The sequence below is a fragment of the Haemophilus haemolyticus genome (assembly GCF_003490595.1).
GTDB classification, from domain to species: Bacteria; Pseudomonadota; Gammaproteobacteria; order Enterobacterales; family Pasteurellaceae; genus Haemophilus; species Haemophilus haemolyticus_L.
The window spans coordinates 13,789-32,704 of the sequence record NZ_QQGY01000009.1; the positions used below are offsets into that span (position 1 = coordinate 13,789).

18 protein-coding genes are annotated in these 18,916 nt (G+C 36.9%); 13 read left to right on the forward strand and 5 right to left on the reverse strand.

The window, feature by feature from the left end:
- The first annotated feature begins 31 nt into the window (after window positions 1-31).
- A complete protein-coding gene (locus DV415_RS07800) occupies window positions 32-1,303 on the forward strand; it encodes a M20 family metallo-hydrolase (protein ID WP_118791653.1) in 1,272 nt (423 codons plus the stop codon).
- Window positions 1,304-1,395: 92 nt separating this feature from the next.
- Window positions 1,396-3,369: a 2',3'-cyclic-nucleotide 2'-phosphodiesterase gene (gene cpdB / locus DV415_RS07805; RefSeq protein WP_118791654.1), complete on the forward strand. Its 1,974-nt coding sequence runs from the start codon at window positions 1,396-1,398 to the stop codon at window positions 3,367-3,369.
- A gap of 86 nt (window positions 3,370-3,455) precedes the next feature.
- Here the strand turns inward: cpdB and DV415_RS07810 are convergent, their stop codons facing one another.
- Window positions 3,456-3,848: a MerR family transcriptional regulator gene (locus tag DV415_RS07810; RefSeq protein ID WP_118791655.1), complete on the reverse strand. Its 393-nt coding sequence runs from the start codon at window positions 3,846-3,848 to the stop codon at window positions 3,456-3,458.
- Between the two features lie 24 nt (window positions 3,849-3,872).
- Window positions 3,873-4,550, reverse strand: coding sequence for a cation diffusion facilitator family transporter (locus DV415_RS07815; protein ID WP_118791656.1), 678 nt, complete (start codon window positions 4,548-4,550; stop codon window positions 3,873-3,875).
- A gap of 504 nt (window positions 4,551-5,054) precedes the next feature.
- Here DV415_RS07815 and mnmG point away from each other — a divergent pair.
- The 11 genes from mnmG (at window position 5,055) to DV415_RS07870 (ending at window position 14,700) form a co-directional block, all read left to right on the forward strand.
- On the forward strand, window positions 5,055-6,944 hold the full coding sequence (gene mnmG / locus DV415_RS07820; protein ID WP_118791657.1) for a tRNA uridine-5-carboxymethylaminomethyl(34) synthesis enzyme MnmG: 1,890 nt from the start codon (window positions 5,055-5,057) through the stop codon (window positions 6,942-6,944).
- Between the two features lie 170 nt (window positions 6,945-7,114).
- Window positions 7,115-7,726 carry a 16S rRNA (guanine(527)-N(7))-methyltransferase RsmG gene (gene rsmG / locus DV415_RS07825; RefSeq protein ID WP_118791658.1) on the forward strand — a complete coding sequence of 204 codons (612 nt, stop codon included), beginning with the start codon at window positions 7,115-7,117 and terminating at the stop codon, window positions 7,724-7,726.
- Between the two features lie 119 nt (window positions 7,727-7,845).
- Window positions 7,846-8,220, forward strand: coding sequence for an ATP synthase subunit I (locus DV415_RS07830; RefSeq protein WP_053465998.1), 375 nt, complete (start codon window positions 7,846-7,848; stop codon window positions 8,218-8,220).
- Window positions 8,221-8,247: 27 nt separating this feature from the next.
- Window positions 8,248-9,036, forward strand: coding sequence for a F0F1 ATP synthase subunit A (atpB, locus tag DV415_RS07835; protein ID WP_118791659.1), 789 nt, complete (start codon window positions 8,248-8,250; stop codon window positions 9,034-9,036).
- 55 nt (window positions 9,037-9,091) lie between these two features.
- Window positions 9,092-9,346: a F0F1 ATP synthase subunit C gene (gene atpE, locus DV415_RS07840; protein WP_005629249.1), complete on the forward strand. Its 255-nt coding sequence runs from the start codon at window positions 9,092-9,094 to the stop codon at window positions 9,344-9,346.
- 49 nt (window positions 9,347-9,395) lie between these two features.
- Complete coding sequence (gene atpF / locus DV415_RS07845) at window positions 9,396-9,866, forward strand: F0F1 ATP synthase subunit B (RefSeq protein ID WP_118791660.1); 471 nt, start codon at window positions 9,396-9,398, stop codon at window positions 9,864-9,866.
- Between the two features lie 12 nt (window positions 9,867-9,878).
- Complete coding sequence (gene atpH, locus DV415_RS07850) at window positions 9,879-10,412, forward strand: F0F1 ATP synthase subunit delta (RefSeq protein WP_118791661.1); 534 nt, start codon at window positions 9,879-9,881, stop codon at window positions 10,410-10,412.
- 12 nt (window positions 10,413-10,424) lie between these two features.
- A complete protein-coding gene (gene atpA / locus DV415_RS07855) occupies window positions 10,425-11,966 on the forward strand; it encodes a F0F1 ATP synthase subunit alpha (protein ID WP_005629241.1) in 1,542 nt (513 codons plus the stop codon).
- A 15-nt stretch (window positions 11,967-11,981) separates the two neighbouring features.
- Window positions 11,982-12,851 carry a F0F1 ATP synthase subunit gamma gene (gene atpG / locus DV415_RS07860; RefSeq protein ID WP_118791662.1) on the forward strand — a complete coding sequence of 290 codons (870 nt, stop codon included), beginning with the start codon at window positions 11,982-11,984 and terminating at the stop codon, window positions 12,849-12,851.
- 16 nt (window positions 12,852-12,867) lie between these two features.
- Window positions 12,868-14,241, forward strand: coding sequence for a F0F1 ATP synthase subunit beta (gene atpD, locus DV415_RS07865; RefSeq protein WP_005629235.1), 1,374 nt, complete (start codon window positions 12,868-12,870; stop codon window positions 14,239-14,241).
- Window positions 14,242-14,271: 30 nt separating this feature from the next.
- The gene (locus DV415_RS07870; RefSeq protein ID WP_118791663.1) at window positions 14,272-14,700 is read left to right on the forward strand and encodes a F0F1 ATP synthase subunit epsilon; all 429 of its coding nucleotides are present in this window, start codon (window positions 14,272-14,274) and stop codon (window positions 14,698-14,700) included.
- A gap of 43 nt (window positions 14,701-14,743) precedes the next feature.
- Here the strand turns inward: DV415_RS07870 and DV415_RS07875 are convergent, their stop codons facing one another.
- Genes DV415_RS07875 through selA form a run of 3 tightly spaced genes read right to left on the reverse strand, consistent with a single transcriptional unit; the run spans window position 14,744 to window position 18,867 of the window.
- A complete protein-coding gene (locus DV415_RS07875) occupies window positions 14,744-15,607 on the reverse strand; it encodes a DUF3298 domain-containing protein (protein WP_118791664.1) in 864 nt (287 codons plus the stop codon).
- Window positions 15,608-15,625: 18 nt separating this feature from the next.
- The gene (gene selB, locus DV415_RS07880; protein ID WP_118791665.1) at window positions 15,626-17,485 is read right to left on the reverse strand and encodes a selenocysteine-specific translation elongation factor; all 1,860 of its coding nucleotides are present in this window, start codon (window positions 17,483-17,485) and stop codon (window positions 15,626-15,628) included.
- On the reverse strand, window positions 17,482-18,867 hold the full coding sequence (gene selA / locus DV415_RS07885; protein WP_118776344.1) for an L-seryl-tRNA(Sec) selenium transferase: 1,386 nt from the start codon (window positions 18,865-18,867) through the stop codon (window positions 17,482-17,484). Before selA ends, selB begins: the two co-directional genes overlap by 4 nt.
- Window positions 18,868-18,916 lie beyond the last annotated feature (49 nt).

An 18,916-nucleotide genomic window follows, 5' to 3' on the forward strand; every position in this document is an offset into this window, starting at 1 on the left:
TGTTTTTATAGACTTTTAAAGGAGAAAAAAAATGAACTTAGATTTAAATCAACTTGTTAAATGGCGTCGTGAATTTCATCGTTTTCCAGAAATTGGTTGGAGTGAATTTTGGACAACTTCTCGCATTGCGGATTACTTGGAAGACTTAGGTTGTTTTGAAATTTTTCTTGGTAAACAAATTATAAACCCTGACTTTGTTCGTGGACGAAAACAAGCCGTAGTAGATAAAGGCTTAGCTAATGCAAAAGCCTATGGAGCCAATGAAAAATGGCTCGAAAAAATGGAAGGGTATACTGGTTGTGTGGCATTATTTGATTCAGGTAAACCAGGAAAAACCATCGCGTTACGTTTTGATATCGACTGTGTGAATGTAACTGAAACTCGCTCATCCGAACATATTCCAAATAAAGAAGGTTTTGCCTCAATTAACGATGGATTTATGCATGCTTGTGGACATGATTCACATATTACAATAGGTTTAGGCGTTGCATTATGGATCGCTCAGAACAAAGATAAACTCACTGGAAAAGTAAAAATTGTATTCCAACCAGCAGAAGAAGGTGTTCGTGGTGCAGCTGCCATTGCACAAAGTGGCATAATTGATGATGCAGATTATTTTGCTTCTTCACACATTAGTTTTTGCGCGAATACAGGCACAGTTATTGCTAATCCAAGAAATTTTCTTTCCACTACAAAAATTGATATTCGCTACAAAGGTAAACCTGCGCACGCAGGTGCTGCGCCCCATTTAGGTCGTAATGCCTTATTAGCTGCAGCGCATACGGTCACTCAACTTCATGGTATTGCACGCCATGGCGAAGGCATGACAAGAATTAATGTAGGTGTGCTAAAAGCGGGTGAAGGACGAAATGTCATCCCATCTTCTGCTGAATTACAATTAGAAGTGCGGGGAGAAAATAAAGCAATTAATGAATACATGACTGAACAAGTCATGCAAATAGCCAAAGGTATTTCCATAAGTTTTGATGTTGCATATGAAACTGAAATTGTAGGTGAAGCAGTGGATATGAATAACGATGTTGAACTTATAAAACTCATCGAAGAAATATCCCTTGAACAACCACAAATAAATAACGTAAATTCAGATTATGCTTTCAATGCAAGTGAAGATGCGACTATTTTAGGTAGACGTGTACAAGAACACGGAGGCAAAGCTATTTACTTCATTCTTGGTGCAGATCGCACAGCAGGTCATCATGAAGCTGAATTTGATTTTGATGAAAATCAATTGCTTACTGGGGTTAATATTTATACATCTTTAGTACAAAGATTATTAGCTTAATTAAATAAAAATATTTTTACTCCTTTCTTTTAAGAATCTCCTATTTTTCTTAGAATAAAGGCAATATCTACTCACCTTATAAGGAAAACTCAATGATTAATAGACGTCATTTTATTCAAATCGGTGCAAGCAGTATTCTTGCATTAAGTGCAAACCGTTTTGCGATAGCAAAAGGAAAGAGCGATGTTGATCTACGCATTGTGGCAACAACAGATATTCATAGTTTCTTGACCGATTTTGACTATTATAAAGATGCACCAACCGATAAATTCGGGTTTACTCGTGCAGCAAGCCTTATTCGTCAAGCACGTGCTGAAGTGAAAAATAGTGTATTAGTAGATAACGGTGACCTAATTCAAGGTAATCCAATTGCAGACTATCAAGCTGCACAAGGCTATAAAGAAGGCAAATCTAACCCTGCGGTTGATTGCTTAAATGCTATGCATTATGAAGTAGGAACGTTAGGTAACCACGAATTTAACTATGGTTTAGATTATTTAGCTGACAGTATCAAACAAGCTAAATTCCCGATTGTGAATGCTAACGTAGTAAAAGCAGGGACAGAAGAACCTTATTTCACACCTTATGTCATTCAAGAAAAATCTGTGGTGGATAATAATGGCAAAACACATAAATTAAAAATCGGTTATATCGGTTTTGTACCGCCACAAATTATAGTTTGGGATAAAGCGAACCTTCAAGGCAAAGTGGAAACCCGTGATATTGTAAAAACAGCACAAAAATATGTCCCTGAAATGAAGAAAAAAGGGGCAGATATTATCGTTGCATTAGCTCACACTGGCCCGTCGGATGAACCATACAAAGAAGGTGCTGAAAACTCAGCATTCTATTTGGCAGACGTTCCACATATTGATGCGGTTATTTTTGGTCACTCACACCGTTTATTCCCAAATAAAGAATTTGCGAAATCACCAAATGCGGACATCGTAAATGGTACCGTAAAAGGCGTACCAGAAAGTATGGCTGGCTATTGGGCAAATAATATCAGTGTGGTAGATTTAGGTTTAACAGAACACAAAGGTAAATGGATTGTGACTTCAGGCAAAGCGGTGCTTCGTCCAATTTATGATGTAGAAACCAAAAAAGCACTTGCAAAAAATGACCCAGAAATCACCGCTCTTTTAGCACCAGTTCACGAAGCAACACGTAAATTTGTGTCTCAACCTATCGGTAAAGCTACAGACAATATGTATAGTTACCTTGCATTAGTGCAAGATGATCCAACCATTCAAATTGTAAACCAAGCACAAAAAGCATACGTTGAAAAAGTGGCATCCAGTGTGGCAGCAATGGTTGGTTTGCCTATTTTAAGTGCAGGTGCTCCATTTAAAGCGGGTGGTCGTAAAAATGACCCAACAGGTTATACCGAAGTAAATAAAGGTGAATTAACTTTTCGTAATGCTGCGGACTTATATCTCTATCCAAATACATTAGTAGTTGTTAAAGCAACAGGCGAGCAATTAAAAGAATGGTTAGAATGTAGTGCTGGTATGTTTAAACAAATTGACCCTACAAGTGATAAACCACAATCATTAATCGACTGGGAAGGTTTCCGCACTTATAACTTTGATGTGATTGATGGTGTCAATTATGAATACGATCTAACTAAACCTGCTCGTTACGATGGAGAATGTAAATTAATTAACCCAGAATCACATCGTGTAGTGAATCTCACTTATCAAGGCAAACCAGTTGATCCAAAAGCAGAATTTTTAATTGCAACCAATAATTATCGTGCTTACGGCAATAAATTCCCGGGTACTGGTGATAAACATATTGTTTACGCTTCACCAGATGAAAGCCGTCAAATTTTGGCTGATTATATTAAAGCAACCAGTGAGAAAGAAGGTTCAGTTAATCCAAATGCGGATAAAAACTGGCGTTTTGTCCCTATTACAGGTAACGATAAATTAGATGTCCGTTTTGAAACATCGCCAAGCGAACAAGCGGCGAAATTTATCGCTGAAAAAGCACAATATCCGATGAAACAGGTGGGTACTGACGAAATCGGTTTTGCCGTGTATCAAATTGATTTGTCGAAATAGTAGCTAGAAAAATAAAATGCCGTCTAAAAATTAAAATTTAGGCGGCGTTTTTTCTTCCTAAAGAACGGTCAAATTTTTGAGTATTTTTACAAATTGCATTCGCTTTTCAATCCTTCTATTGCTTTACATTCCTCTTCATTATGTTCACTTTCGGTAACAATAGACTGTAAAAAATCTTTGATTTCTAATAATTGAGATATTTTATTTTCCACTTGAATCAGTTGATTAAGTACTAATTGATCTGCTTGATAATGATCTTTCATACTAAATTTAATACGATTGAGTGCCTTAATATTCTCTAAAGAGAAACCCAACGTTCGACATTTTTTGATAAATTTTAATTGTTCTATACTTTCTTCATCATAATATCGATAACCATTAGCCAATCGCTTAGGTGGCTGCAATACTCCTTGCTTTTCATAGTAGCGGATAGTTTCAATATTAGTATGCGTAGATTTACTTAATTCGTTAATTTTCATTATTTCCTCAAGCAATTTTTTACCTTAATGAGAATGATCATCTAATAAGAAATGTGTATTACTATCATACAAGGATTTAACAGCCCTAGAAATCGTGGAAATACCGCTGTATAAGACAAAAAGACTTAAAATACCACTAGCAACTACATCAACCCACTGCCAATTTAACCACCAAGCACTTATTCCTGCAATAATAGCAACAACCGAACCAAATAAATCTACTAAAACATGCAAATACGCTGCACGAATATTCAAATTATGGCGATTACTTTTTAGCATAATAAAAGCTACCAACAAATTAATCCCAAACCCTAGTAAAGCTACACCTAACATTGGCAAAGCGGCTATTTCTATCGGAGCCTGCCAACGTGTTACAGCCTCGATAAAAATCCAAATAGCGACCCAAACTAATGAAATTCCATTGATTAAAGCTAACCATTTTTGCCATTTTAGACTTAAAAATAACCCAATCCATGCTAAAAAAATAGATAAACTATCATTTGCCATATGCCCAGCATCAGCCATCAAAGTAAGGCTGTTAAACCAATATCCCCCTAGAAATTCAACAACCATATAAAAGGTAATAATTGCAAAACTAATGCCTAATACCATTTTATTTTTAGAGATTTGACTATGAGGGCAAGATGCATGCTGCTGATATTCTTTAGGGGGATTATTTTGTACTGTAGAAATTTTTTTCATTTTGCTTCCTTTACTATTTGATTTAAAGGAAGCATAAAACCTGTAGTAACTACAAAGTCAAATCATAAAACGTACATTTAATAAAATTAATTGTTTAAAAAAACTAAATTATAGGGATTTCAATAAAAATTTATTTTTATCTGTGGATAACTCATAAATAATCTGTCATAAAACTGTTTTTACTCACTTAGTAACGTTGAGCAAAAATAAAATTGTTAATAACTTTCCATTTTACACACAAGATTTTTAAAGGAAATGATCGCATTTTCACAAGATCTTTGACTCCTATAACACCTGTTTTCATAAGGATCGAATAAGGTTACTCACAACCAAAAAAGATCTTAATAGTAACAATAATAAGATCTTTCTATATAAAAAGAGATCTTATTTACTAATACAAACCTGATCTTTCAAAGGATCAATAGATCCATTCTTTTTTTGTAAGGTGTTTTAAATTTCTGTAGAATAATGCCAATTTTTTGATCCGAATAAATAGAGATAGATATGTTTTACACTGAAACTTATGATGTGATTGTGATCGGTGGTGGTCATGCGGGTACAGAAGCCGCGCTTGCACCAGCTCGTATGGGATTAAAAACCCTTTTATTAACACATAATGTAGATACTTTAGGGCAAATGTCTTGTAACCCTGCAATTGGTGGGATCGGTAAAGGTCATTTAGTAAAAGAAGTAGATGCGATGGGCGGATTAATGGCTCATGCTGCAGATAAAGCAGGGATCCAATTTCGTACTTTAAATAGCAGTAAAGGCCCAGCAGTGCGTGCTACTCGAGCTCAAGCTGACAGAGTTCTATATCGTCAAGCTGTTCGTACAGCATTAGAAAATCAACCCAATTTAGATATTTTCCAACAAGAAGCGACAGATATTCTAATTGAGCAAGATCGAGTTACAGGCGTTAGCACAAAAATGGGATTAATTTTTCGTGCTAAATCAGTGGTATTAACTGCAGGCACTTTCTTAGCGGGAAAAATTCATATTGGTTTGGAAAATTATGAAGGTGGTCGTGCAGGAGATCCTGCTTCTGTAAATCTTTCACATCGATTAAGAGATCTCGGATTACGTGTAGATCGTCTTAAAACAGGTACACCACCACGTATTGATGCGCGTACGATCAATTTTGATATTTTAGCTAAACAGCATGGTGATGCGGTGTTGCCTGTATTCTCTTTTATGGGATCAGTGGATGATCACCCACAACAAATTCCTTGTTATATTACCCACACCAATGAACAAACTCATGAAGTGATCCGTAATAATTTGGATCGCAGTCCAATGTATACCGGTGTAATTGAAGGTATCGGCCCTCGTTATTGTCCATCCATTGAAGATAAAGTGATGCGTTTTGCGGATCGTAATTCACATCAAATTTATTTGGAACCAGAAGGATTAACCAGTAACGAAGTGTATCCAAATGGGATTTCTACCAGTTTGCCGTTTGACGTGCAAATGGGCATTGTTAATTCCATGAAAGGGTTAGAAAATGCACGCATTGTGAAGCCAGGTTATGCCATTGAATATGATTATTTTGATCCACGAGACTTAAAACCAACCTTAGAAACTAAATCTATTTCGGGTTTATTCTTTGCGGGTCAAATTAACGGTACAACGGGTTATGAAGAAGCGGCGGCACAAGGATTATTAGCTGGGATTAATGCTGGTCTTTATGTTCAAGAGAAGGATGCATGGTATCCACGCCGTGATCAATCTTATACAGGCGTATTGGTTGATGACCTTTGTACGCTTGGTACTAAAGAACCATATCGCGTATTTACTTCTCGTGCAGAATACCGTTTGTTATTACGTGAAGACAACGCAGACATTCGTTTAACGCCAATAGCCCATGAATTAGGTTTAATTGATGATGCTCGCTGGGAGCGTTTTAATCAAAAAATGGAAAATATTGAACAGGAACGCCAACGCTTACGCAGCATTTGGTTGCATCCGCGTTCTGGATATTTAGAAGAAGCCAATAAAGTACTTGGCAGCCCACTTGTGCGTGAAGCTAGCGGTGAAGATTTATTGCGCCGTCCAGAAATGACCTACGATATTTTGACTTCTTTAACGCCATATAAACCGGCAATGGAAGATAGAGAAGCCGTAGAACAAGTGGAAATTGCCATTAAGTATCAAGGCTATATTGAGCATCAACAAGAAGAAATTGAAAAACAAAAACGCCATGAAAATACGGCTATCCCGGCTAACTTTGATTACAGCAAAGTGTCTGGTTTATCTAATGAAGTACATGCGAAATTGGAACAGCATCGTCCGGTTTCCATTGGTCAAGCAAGCCGAATTTCAGGTATAACGCCTGCTGCTATTTCAATTATTCTGGTTAATTTGAAAAAACAAGGTATGCTGAAGCGCGGGGAATAATGTTTTCTTAATTTAAATGTAAAAGTGCGGTGAATTTTCACCGCATTTTTTTATATTACAAATTAAAAAGGTGTAATTAGTAGGCTAAATTTTTGCTGAAATAAAAACACTAAGGATTTTAACCGCACTTTCAAGTATAATGACAACAAACAGACAAGATAGATAGAAAAATGAAAGCAAAGCTCGAAAATTTACTGGCTCAAGCAGAAATTCAATTAACCGATCTACAAAAAGATCAGCTGATTCAGTTGGTACAATTACTTCATAAGTGGAATAAAGCTTATAACTTAACCTCTGTACGTGATCCACAAGAAATGTTAGTCAAACATATTTTAGATAGTCTTGTAGTAAGTCCTTATTTACAGGGTGATCGTTTTATTGATGTCGGTACTGGCCCTGGATTGCCTGGTTTACCTTTGGCAATTATTAATCCTTCCAAACAATTTGTCCTCCTTGATAGTTTAGGCAAGCGTATTAGTTTTATTCGAAATGCTATACGCGAGCTTAGACTAACTAATGTAATCCCTGTTTTAAGTCGAGTAGAAGAATATCAACCTGAAGATAAATTTGATGGTGTATTAAGTCGAGCTTTTGCTTCGTTAAAAGATATGACAGATTGGTGTCATCATTTACCAAAAGAAAATGGATATTTTTATGCATTAAAAGGTATTTATCAGGAAGATGAAATTAATGAATTGAATGAAAAATATACTATTCAAGAAGTGATTAAATTACATGTTCCAGAACTTATAGGTGAACGACATTTAATCGTTTTGCGTTAAATAGTTACAATTTTGTAAAAATTTTTCTAAAAGTGTGATTTAGTTAACGTTTTTCAGTGCTTTTTAAGTTGAATCTAATTTGATCAAATGTATAATTAGAACGTTTTAAGGTTTTAAAAATGTCGAGAATTGTACAACAAGCGAAAGTTCAGTATCAAAAAGCTATTTTTATTGAAATAGTCATTATGCTGCTATTGGCTTGTTTTTTTGCTTTATGGCAAATGAAAAGTGCGCTTGATTTTTTATTCGGATTCCTTTCGGCATTAATTCCTTTCGGTGTTTTTGTGTATGTGGTTTTTTATAGAAAACAACATTTAGCCACAAAATTGACCGCACTTTATAAAGGAGAAGCAATAAAATTTGTTCTAACCATTGTTTTTATTAGTATTTCATTTAAATACTTTTCGGTTACAAATTTTATTATTTTTTTTAGTGGTTTTTTTATTGCATTAATGTTGAATAATTTAGTTCCATTTTTGCTTCGCCGAATTTGATTTTTATACTTGTACTAAGGGTTTATTATGTCTGGACAAACAACATCGGAATACATTAGCCACCATTTATCCTTTCTCAAAACAGGGGATGGATTTTGGAATGTTCATATAGATACGTTGTTCTTTTCTATTCTTGCTGCGGTTATTTTCCTATTTGTTTTTTCTCGAGTAGGGAAAAAAGCAACAACTGGCGTTCCAGGAAAAATGCAATGCTTAGTTGAAATTGTTGTGGAATGGGTTAATGGAATCGTGAAAGAAAATTTTCATGGTCCACGTAACGTGGTTGCGCCACTAGCATTAACCATTTTCTGTTGGGTATTCATCATGAATGCTATCGACTTAATTCCTGTTGATTTCTTACCTCAATTTGCAGGCTTGTTCGGTATTCATTATCTTCGTGCAGTGCCGACAGCAGATATTAGCGCAACTTTGGGTATGTCCATTTGTGTTTTCTTTTTAATTCTTTTCTACACAATAAAATCTAAAGGATTCAATGGTTTAGTTAAAGAATATACGCTTCATCCATTCAACCATTGGGCGTTTATTCCTGTTAACTTTATTCTTGAAACCGTGACTTTATTGGCTAAACCAATTTCACTCGCATTCCGTTTGTTTGGTAACATGTATGCAGGGGAATTGATCTTTATTCTTATCGCTGTAATGTATTCCGCTAATATGGCCATTGCAGCATTAGGGATTCCGTTACATCTTGCTTGGGCTATTTTCCATATTTTGGTTATTACCTTGCAGGCTTTCATCTTTATGATGTTGACGGTTGTTTATTTAAGTATTGCTTATAACAAAGCAGATCATTAATCATTTTTTATTAACCGGCTCTAGGGCTAAAACTTAACTTCTATTGGAGAAAATTATGGAAACTGTAATTACAGCTACAATCATCGGTGCATCAATTCTTCTTGCATTTGCTGCATTAGGTACTGCAATTGGCTTTGCTATTCTAGGTGGTAAATTCTTAGAATCATCAGCTCGCCAACCAGAATTAGCATCTAGCTTACAAACTAAAATGTTTATAGTGGCTGGTCTTTTAGATGCGATTGCAATGATTGCTGTTGGTATTTCATTACTTTTCATTTTCGCAAACCCATTCATCGGTTTATTACACTAATCACCTTATTTGCTTATCAACGTAAAACAAGCATAGTAAGGAGGACGTTGTGAATTTAAATGCAACATTGATTGGTCAACTTATCGCATTCGCACTTTTCGTGTGGTTTTGCATGAAGTTTGTTTGGCCACCAATTATTAATGCGATTGAAACACGTCAAAGCCAAATTGCGAACGCTTTAGCGTCAGCTGAAGCAGCTAAAAAAGAGCAAGCAGATACGAAAAATCTTGTTGAACAAGAACTTTCAGCTGCAAAAATACAAGCTCAAGACATTTTAGATGCTGCGAATAAACGTCGCAATGAAGTATTAGACGAAGTGAAGGCAGAAGCCGAAGAACTAAAAGCAAAAATTATTGCTCAAGGTTATGCAGAAGTAGAAGCAGAACGTAAACGTGTTCAAGAAGAATTACGTCTTAAAGTGGCTTCATTGGCAGTGGCTGGTGCTGAGAAAATTGTGGGCCGTTCTATTGATGAAGCGGCAAACAATGACATTATTGATAAATTAGTTGCAGAGTTATAAGAGGCTTAGCTTATGTCAGAATTAACTACAATAGCTCGCCCTTATGCAAAAGCTGCATTCGACTTTGCCATTGAACAAAGTGCGGTCGAAAAATGGACTGAAATGTTAGGTTTTGCTGCAGCCGTAGCTGAAGATGAAACGGTAAAATCTTACTTAAGTAGTTCTCTTTCTGCACAGAAATTAGCTGATACAGTAATTTCTATTTGTGGCGAACAATTGGATCAATATGGGCAAAATCTTATTCGGTTAATGGCTGAAAATAAGCGTTTGAGTGCTATTCCTGCGGTGTTTGAAGAATTTAAACATCACGTAGAGGAGCATCAAGCTATTGCAGAAGTTGAAGTAACGTCTGCGCAACCATTGAATGCAACACAAATCGAAAAAATTGCAGCTGCAATGGAAAAAAGATTAGCTCGCAAAGTGAAATTAAATTGCAACGTGGATAACGCACTTATTGCTGGTGTGATTATTCGTACTGAAGACTTTGTGATTGACGGAAGTAGCCGTGGGCAACTTACTCGTCTCGCAAACGAGTTGCAATTATAAGAGGAATACAAGATGCAACTAAATTCAACTGAAATTAGTGAATTGATTAAAAAACGCATCGCTCAATTCGACGTGGTCAGTGAAGCGCGTAATACAGGGACAATTGTTTCTGTAAGCGATGGTATTATTCGCATCCACGGTTTAAGCGATGTGATGCAAGGTGAAATGATCGCCTTACCAGGTAATCGTTATGCGATGGCACTTAACCTTGAACGCGATTCTGTTGGTGCTGTAGTTATGGGACCTTACGCAGATTTAGCGGAAGGTATGGAAGTTCAATGTACAGGTCGTATTCTTGAAGTACCAGTTGGTCGTGGTTTATTAGGTCGTGTAGTTAATACACTTGGTCAACCAATCGATGGTAAAGGCGAAATTGAAAATGATGGTTTCTCGCCAGTAGAAGTGATTGCGCCAGGTGTTATCGATCGTCGTTCTGTTGATCAACCTGTTCAAACTGGTTATAAAGCTGTTGATTCAATGGTGCCAATCGGCCGTGGTCAACGTGAATTAATCATCGGTGACCGTCAAACTGGTAAAACTGCGTTAGCAATTGACGCTATTATTAACCAACGTAATTCTGGTATTAAATGTATCTATGTTGCGATTGGTCAAAAAGCCTCTACTATCGCAAACGTCGTACGTAAATTAGAAGAACATGGTGCGCTTGCAAATACTATCGTGGTAGCTGCATCAGCATCTGAATCAGCAGCGTTACAATATTTAGCACCTTATGCTGGTTGTGCGATGGGTGAATATTTCCGTGATCGCGGTGAAGATGCGTTAATTGTTTATGATGATTTATCAAAACAAGCCGTAGCTTATCGTCAAATTTCATTATTATTACGCCGTCCACCAGGTCGTGAAGCCTATCCAGGTGATGTATTCTATTTACATTCTCGTTTACTAGAACGTGCTTCTCGTGTAAACGAAGATTACGTAGAAAAATTCACTAAAGGTGAAGTGAAAGGAAAAACTGGCTCTTTAACCGCACTTCCGATTATTGAAACCCAAGCTGGTGACGTATCTGCGTTTGTTCCAACCAACGTAATTTCTATTACCGATGGTCAGATCTTCTTAGAATCTAACTTGTTTAACTCAGGTATTCGTCCTGCGGTAAACCCAGGTATTTCGGTGTCTCGTGTTGGTGGTTCAGCGCAAACTAAAGTTATTAAGAAATTAGCGGGTGGTATTCGTACTGCGCTAGCTCAATATCGTGAATTAGCAGCGTTTGCACAGTTTGCATCAGATCTTGATGATGCGACTCGTAAGCAACTTTCTCACGGTGAAAAAGTAACTGAATTATTAAAACAAAAACAATTTGCTCCATTATCTGTTGCAGAACAAGCGGTTGTATTGTTTGCTGTTGAATTTGGTTATTTGGATGACGTGGAATTATCAAAAATTGCAAGTTTTGAGACCGCACTTTTAGATTATTCTAACCGTAATCACGCTGAGTTTATGCAAGAGCTTACTAAAACCGGTAACTATAATGACGAAATCAAAGATACATTAAAAGGTATTTTAGATAGTTTTAAAGCGAATAGTGCTTGGTAGTAACGGAGAAATAAGATGGCAGGTGCAAAAGAGATAAAAACCAAAATTGCCAGTGTACAAAGTACACAAAAAATTACTAAGGCAATGGAAATGGTGGCGACCTCGAAAATGCGTAAAACGCAGGATCGTATGGCTGCATCTCGTCCGTATTCTGAAACTATCCGTAACGTTATTAGTCATGTGTCTAAAGCAAGTGTCGGTTATAAACATCCGTTCTTAGTTGAGCGTGAAGTGAAGAAAATCGGTATCTTGGTTATTTCAACAGATCGTGGTATGTGTGGTGGTTTAAATGTTAATTTATTCAAAACCACACTTAACCAAATCAAAAATTGGAAAGAACAAAATATCTCTACAGATTTGGGCTTAATAGGTTCAAAAGGGATTAGTTTTTTCCGTTCCTTTGGATTTAATATCAAAGGTCAACTTTCTGGTTTAGGCGATATGCCTGCTCTAGAAGAATTAATTGGTGTCGCAAATACAATGTTTGATGCTTATCGTAATGGTGAAATTGATGCAGTTTATATTGCATACAATAAATTTGTTAATACGATGTCGCAAAAACCTGTTGTACAACAATTAGTTCCTTTACCAGAATCTAAAGACGATCATTTAAATGAAAGACAACAGACTTGGGATTATCTTTATGAGCCAGAACCAAAAGTACTATTAGATAGTCTTTTAGTTCGTTATTTAGAATCCCAAATTTATCAAGCGGTTGTAGATAATTTAGCTTCAGAACAAGCGGCTCGAATGGTAGCAATGAAAGCAGCAACTGATAATGCAGGTAATTTAATTAATGATCTGCGGTTGGTGTATAACAAAGCTCGTCAAGCAAGTATCACAAATGAATTGAATGAAATCGTAGCCGGTGCGGCAGCGATTTAAGAAAAGAGGAACGGTAATGTCAGCAGGAAAAATTGTACAAATCATCGGTGCGGTGATTGACGTTGAATTTCCACAAGATGCAGTGCCAAAAGTTTACGATGCATTAAAAGTTGAATCAGGTTTAACACTTGAGGTGCAACAACAATTAGGTGGCGGTGTGGTACGTTGTATCGCATTAGGTGCTTCTGACGGTTTAAAACGTGGTTTAAAAGTAGAAAATACGAATGATCCGATTCAAGTACCGGTAGGCACAAAAACCCTTGGTCGTATTATGAATGTATTGGGTGAACCAATTGACGAACAAGGTCCAATCGGTGAAGAAGAGCGTTGGGCTATCCACCGTTCTGCACCAAGCTATGAAGAACAATCAAACAGTACGGAATTATTAGAAACCGGTATCAAAGTTATCGACTTAATTTGTCCATTTGCAAAAGGTGGTAAAGTTGGTTTATTCGGTGGTGCGGGTGTAGGTAAAACCGTAAATATGATGGAATTAATCCGTAACATCGCGATCGAACACTCAGGTTACTCCGTATTTGCGGGTGTAGGTGAACGTACTCGTGAAGGTAACGACTTCTATCATGAAATGAAAGATTCTAACGTATTAGATAAAGTATCTTTGGTTTATGGTCAGATGAATGAGCCACCAGGTAACCGTTTACGTGTTGCGTTAACAGGTTTAACCATGGCAGAAAAATTCCGTGATGAAGGTCGTGATGTATTATTCTTCGTGGATAATATCTATCGTTATACCCTTGCTGGTACTGAAGTATCTGCGTTATTAGGTCGTATGCCATCTGCGGTAGGTTACCAACCAACATTAGCAGAAGAAATGGGTGTGTTACAAGAACGTATTACATCAACCAAAACAGGTTCTATTACCTCTGTACAAGCGGTATATGTACCTGCGGATGACTTAACTGACCCATCTCCAGCAACAACTTTCGCACACTTAGACTCAACCGTTGTATTAAGTCGTCAAATTGCATCTTTAGGTATCTACCCAGCGGTTGACCCATTAGATTCAACTTCACGTCAGTTAGATCCACTTGTTGTTGGTCAAGAACATTATGATATTGCTCGTGGTGTACAAGGTATTTTACAACGTTATAAAGAATTGAAAGATATTATCGCAATTCTTGGTATGGACGAATTATCTGAAGAAGATAAATTAGTGGTAGCACGTGCACGTAAGATTGAACGTTTCTTATCACAACCGTTCTTCGTTGCTGAAGTATTTAACGGTACTCCGGGTAAATATGTTCCATTAAAAGAAACCATTCGCGGCTTTAAAGGTATTTTAAGCGGTGATTACGACCATATCCCAGAACAAGCGTTCTATATGGTAGGTTCAATCGATGAAGCGCTAGAAAAAGCCAAAAATATGTAATCACTTCAAGTCATTTGAAGGAGAACAAAAATGGCGACATTTAATTTAACGATAGTAAGCGCAGAGCGAAAAATCTTTGAAGGTGAAGTAAAACAAATTCAAGCAACAGGTGTTGAGGGGGAATTAGGCATTCTCCCTGGACACACCCCATTGCTAACGGCAATTAAGCCAGGGATTGTTAAATTTACCCTTCAAGATGGAAATGAAGAAGTTATCTATGTTTCCGGTGGTTTTTTAGAGGTTCAACCAAATATTGTTACGGTACTAGCAGATATTGCTATCCGTGGTAGTGAATTAGATGCTGATCGTATTCGCGAAGCAAAACGTAAAGCTGAAGAAAACATTGTATCTCATGCATCAGATGTAGATCATGATTTACTGGTTGCGAAACTTTCTAAAGAGTTAGCAAAACTTCGAGCTTATGAATTGACTGAAAAACTCTTGAAAACAAGACGGTAATAAAAAAGTGCGGTGAATTTTCACCGCACTTTTGTTTGTTTCCTTAAAGAAATTTTACATAGTTATTTCGCTTAAATTCAGGTCTAAATAATTCTTCTAATTGCCAAAAATAGAGCAACAAATCCTGCTCTCCTTCTGAGTAAGGAGCGATTTCATAGACATCATAAATAAAATGTACACCTCTTGAATCTAAGTAAATATTGTTCGATAAATTAAAACTATCGGCTCCAATAAGAGGTTCATATTCCTTGTTGCTATTATTATATTGCTCCCATAAAAGTTTTTTTACTTTCGGTAAATCTTTTTCATTAAATAAATCATTTAATGTCAAAATATGGCGTGTAGTTAGATCAATCGTGAAATAGCGATTACCTTCTATTCCATGAGCACCGCCTTCATAGTCATAAAAACTAATAGCAAAGGTTGCAAGTTTTTCTTTTTGTGCAATAAAATCTGTCCACATGGAATGAGAAATTCCAAAAGATGGTGTTTCTTTTACTTCTTTTTTGTCTTCCTCAAAAGCGGTTTGATAACGCGCTACAAATTGTTCTCGAGAAATATTTTTCGTTTCTTCGTTTTCAGTCAATTTTTTCCATAACAAATCATTAAGCCAATCAATATTGGTTTTTATTGTTGAAATTGAATACTCAATTTTGGTTTCTTCAGGCTGGTAATCTTCTTTCGATTTAGGATGTTTAATAATTTCAGATTGATTAAATATTTCATCATTTTCCACAAAAATTGCGGGGACTGTTTTTTCTATTTGCTCTTTTAATTTAGTATTTTCAGCACTGAGTTGTGCTACTGTTTGATTTAGTTGTTTTATTTTTGCTTCAGTATCTTTATCTTGGCAGCCTGCGAGTAATATGACAGAACTAATTAATGCAGCAACAAGCATTTTTTTCATACTTTTTTCCTTTTTAAATCATAAATCAAAAACATTCTTATCGCGTAGAATATGGTCATTGCCTTTGCGGCGCAAAAATCCCATTCGGTCGAAATATTCCATCAGTTGAACGGTAAGTTTACGCCCGAAATTCAATTTATCACGTACTTCATTTACTGAAACTTTTCCTTTTTCTTCTGCGATTTGTTTGATGAGTCTTGCATAAGCATAGATAGTTTCAGTTAAGAAAAATCTATCTTTCACGATTGGCGTGAGGTAACCCAGTTTCCCCGCTTTATACATAAAATTACGCATAATTGATTCATCAATAGCGAGCGCATTTGCCATATCGCGCACCCAAATTGCTTGACCGTTTGCTTTTTCAAATTCATTTAATACATCTGTCCAACGTGATTTTTCTTCATTATTAAACTGAATTTTATGCTCTGGTAGATGAATCCAGCCACGCGTTTGTTGTAATCGTCCATCATCAAGCATTTCATCGATAAAATGATGTATCAGATTTTCTGGCTGATTCAATGTTGCCATTCGATATAATCTGGCTTTGCTTACACCAAGTTGATCATTATGTTGCTCGTGATAGGTATTAAGTGCGGTTAAAATTTGCTGTGTTTTTTCTTGTATGTAATTAGTATTAAAACACCAATCTTGATAGCGTACCGCGTCCCGTTCGACGAGTGCTTTATCTAATTGCAAGGAAGTCAGTTGTTCCGTCCACATTAATTGGCGTGCTGTTGTCGCATTATGTAGAAGGGTAAGTGCAATGCGTTGCGAAGCATTCTCTGCCAATGCTAAATTCGCTAGGAAATTTAACCGCACTTCAGTACGTTTATGACGTTTTGGCGAGTTAATTTCCAATACTCGTGCGCCTGCAATTAAGGTTTTTGTATCGCCACTGCGTAAAATAAGTTTGTCTCCGAAAGCCAAGAATAATGGTGAATCTAATATGATTTCAGCCAAAGTGCGGTCATTTTTTACAGCATTTTTTCCCTGTAATAAGGTGAGTTTACCTGTAGTGCGACTTGCTCCGTGATAAATATGCACAGGTTGGCTTTCATTTAATGGTACTTCAGCCAAAATTTGTACACTGATGCGATCTGTTGGTGGAAGTGGCTCATTCTGCAATAACCAATCGCCTCGTTTCATTGGTGTACGGTCTAAATCAGCATTTAAATTTAACGCTAAACGTTGCCCTGCAATACCTTGTTCGCTTAATGTATTTTGTGCGTGAATCGCTTTTATACGAACTTTCTGCCCTGTGGAAAGGTAAATTTCATCGTTGACTTTCACTGTTCCTGAAAAGGCTGTGCCTGTTACTACAGTACCCGCCCCTTTTACGCTGAATACTCGGTCTATTGCGTAGCGGAAAGGTTTCTGGGTATCAGCTAATTCAGGTAGATTCGCTAAGTAATGACGTAATTCACTGATGCCTTGTCCCGTTTCTGCAGAGGTAATGAAATAGTTGGCATCGCGTAAAAAACTGTAATCTTGTTTAATTGTTTGGATTAACGATTCAATTTGCTCTGAATTTGTACGATCTGCTTTTGTGATGACAACAATAATTTCGTGGAATTGAAGCTGGCATAAGATTGCTAAATGTTCTTTTGTTTGCGCTGCAACGCCTTCATCGGCGGCGACAATTAACATTGCATAATGCACGCCACCTAAACCTGCCAGCATATTTGACAAGAATTTCTCGTGCCCAGGTACATCAATAAAGCCAAGTACTTTGTTTTCTAAAGGCAGATAGGCATACCCCAAATCAATGGTCATTCCGCGTTTTTTTTCTTCTGGTAAATGCGCGGTACTTGTGCCAGTTAATGCTTTTAATAATGCTGTTTTGCCGTGATCAACGTGACCTGAAGTGACAATAATCATAGTTCGTCCAATGTATTTAATAATGTTTCAATATCCGCGAGGCTACGTAAGTCTAGCCAAATTTTTCCGTTTTCCATTCGCCCAATAATAGGTTGGGAAAGTTGTTTAAAACGAGATGAAAGTGCGGAAAGTTTTACGTTTGTTTTTTCTTCAATAGTAACAGCAATGGAAGGGATTCTTTCCATTGGTTGTGATCCACTACCGATTTGTGCTTGACTAGCTTCAATTTGAATCTCAAATTGTGAACTTAAGCGAGATTCTAACCGCTCTTTTAGACGCATAGCATTTATTTTGAGTTGCTCTAATGGCTGCGTGAGTAATCGCAAAGTCGGTAATTTTTCAGTTAATTTTTCAGGATTTAAATATAAACGTAATGTGGCTTCTAAGCCGGCTAAAATGACTTTATCGCAACGTAATACACGCTTGAGAGGATGGGCTTGTAATTGTTCGATCCATTCTTTTTTACCCACGATAATACCTGCTTGCACACCGCCAAGTAATTTATCGCCAGAGAAAGAGACCAAATCTACGCCTTGGGCGACTTTTTCTTGCACGGTCGGTTCTTTTGGCAAGCCATATTGGCTTAAATCAACTAACGCACCACTGCCTAAATCCGTTACTACGGGCACATTCATTTCTCGCCCCAGCTCTGAGAGTTCTTCTTCTGAAACTGAAGAAGTAAAACCACAAATTTGATAATTGCTGCTATGCACTTTCATTAAAAAAGCCGTATTTTCAGTGATAGCATTGCGATAATCTTTCAGGTGAGTACGATTAGTGGTGCCCACTTCCACTAAATGACATCCAGCTTGTTCCATAATATCTGGAATACGAAATGAGCCGCCAATTTCAATTAATTCGCCACGAGAAATAATTACTTCTTTACCTTGAGCAAAGGTCGCTAACATTAACAATACCGCAGCAGCGTTGTTATTCACTATACAGGCTGCTTCAGCACCTGTGAGTTTGCATAATAATTCACTGATGTAATTATCGCGATGACTACGCTTACCTTCATCTAAATCATATTCAAGCGAAACATTTTTCTGCATAGCAGAGAGCGCTGCCTGTTGTGCTGCTTCAGACCAAAGTGCCCGCCCAAGATTTGTGTGTAACACCGTACCAGTCAGATTATGCACCGCTTTGATTTGTACTTGGTTTTGTTTTTGTAGGCGAGAATGAATTTCTATAAAAGTGCGGTCAGAATTAGAAAAATATTCAGGAAGTTGATTGTTTTTTTGAATAAATTGACGAGCTTGCGTTAATAATTCTCGACATATTGCCACGACTGCAGTGTGACCAAATTCGGTAATGAGTTGTAGGCCTTGAGGTGTTTTGAGAATTTTGTCAACGGAAGGAAGTTGTTGAAAAAGTGCGGTCATTTTTGAATCCGTTTAAAATAACATTGAATTGCTGATTAATTTACGCTAA

Bases quoted from the DNA above. Each gene is read 5' to 3' on its own strand.
- DV415_RS07875 (WP_118791664.1), bottom strand. From the start codon at position 15,607: ATGAAAAAAATGCTTGTTGCTGCATTAATTAGTTCTGTCATATTACTC.
- atpE (WP_005629249.1), top strand. From the start codon at position 9,092: ATGGAAACTGTAATTACAGCTACAATCATCGGTGCATCAATTCTTCTT.
- rsmG (WP_118791658.1), top strand. From the start codon at position 7,115: ATGAAAGCAAAGCTCGAAAATTTACTGGCTCAAGCAGAAATTCAATTA.
- DV415_RS07830 (WP_053465998.1), top strand. From the start codon at position 7,846: ATGTCGAGAATTGTACAACAAGCGAAAGTTCAGTATCAAAAAGCTATT.
- DV415_RS07800 (WP_118791653.1), top strand. From the start codon at position 32: ATGAACTTAGATTTAAATCAACTTGTTAAATGGCGTCGTGAATTTCAT.
- atpD (WP_005629235.1), top strand. From the start codon at position 12,868: ATGTCAGCAGGAAAAATTGTACAAATCATCGGTGCGGTGATTGACGTT.
- atpA (WP_005629241.1), top strand. From the start codon at position 10,425: ATGCAACTAAATTCAACTGAAATTAGTGAATTGATTAAAAAACGCATC.
- atpG (WP_118791662.1), top strand. From the start codon at position 11,982: ATGGCAGGTGCAAAAGAGATAAAAACCAAAATTGCCAGTGTACAAAGT.
- mnmG (WP_118791657.1), top strand. From the start codon at position 5,055: ATGTTTTACACTGAAACTTATGATGTGATTGTGATCGGTGGTGGTCAT.
- DV415_RS07815 (WP_118791656.1), bottom strand. From the start codon at position 4,550: ATGAAAAAAATTTCTACAGTACAAAATAATCCCCCTAAAGAATATCAG.
- cpdB (WP_118791654.1), top strand. From the start codon at position 1,396: ATGATTAATAGACGTCATTTTATTCAAATCGGTGCAAGCAGTATTCTT.
- selA (WP_118776344.1), bottom strand. From the start codon at position 18,867: ATGACCGCACTTTTTCAACAACTTCCTTCCGTTGACAAAATTCTCAAA.
- atpB (WP_118791659.1), top strand. From the start codon at position 8,248: ATGTCTGGACAAACAACATCGGAATACATTAGCCACCATTTATCCTTT.
- atpH (WP_118791661.1), top strand. From the start codon at position 9,879: ATGTCAGAATTAACTACAATAGCTCGCCCTTATGCAAAAGCTGCATTC.
- DV415_RS07870 (WP_118791663.1), top strand. From the start codon at position 14,272: ATGGCGACATTTAATTTAACGATAGTAAGCGCAGAGCGAAAAATCTTT.
- DV415_RS07810 (WP_118791655.1), bottom strand. From the start codon at position 3,848: ATGAAAATTAACGAATTAAGTAAATCTACGCATACTAATATTGAAACT.
- selB (WP_118791665.1), bottom strand. From the start codon at position 17,485: ATGATTATTGTCACTTCAGGTCACGTTGATCACGGCAAAACAGCATTA.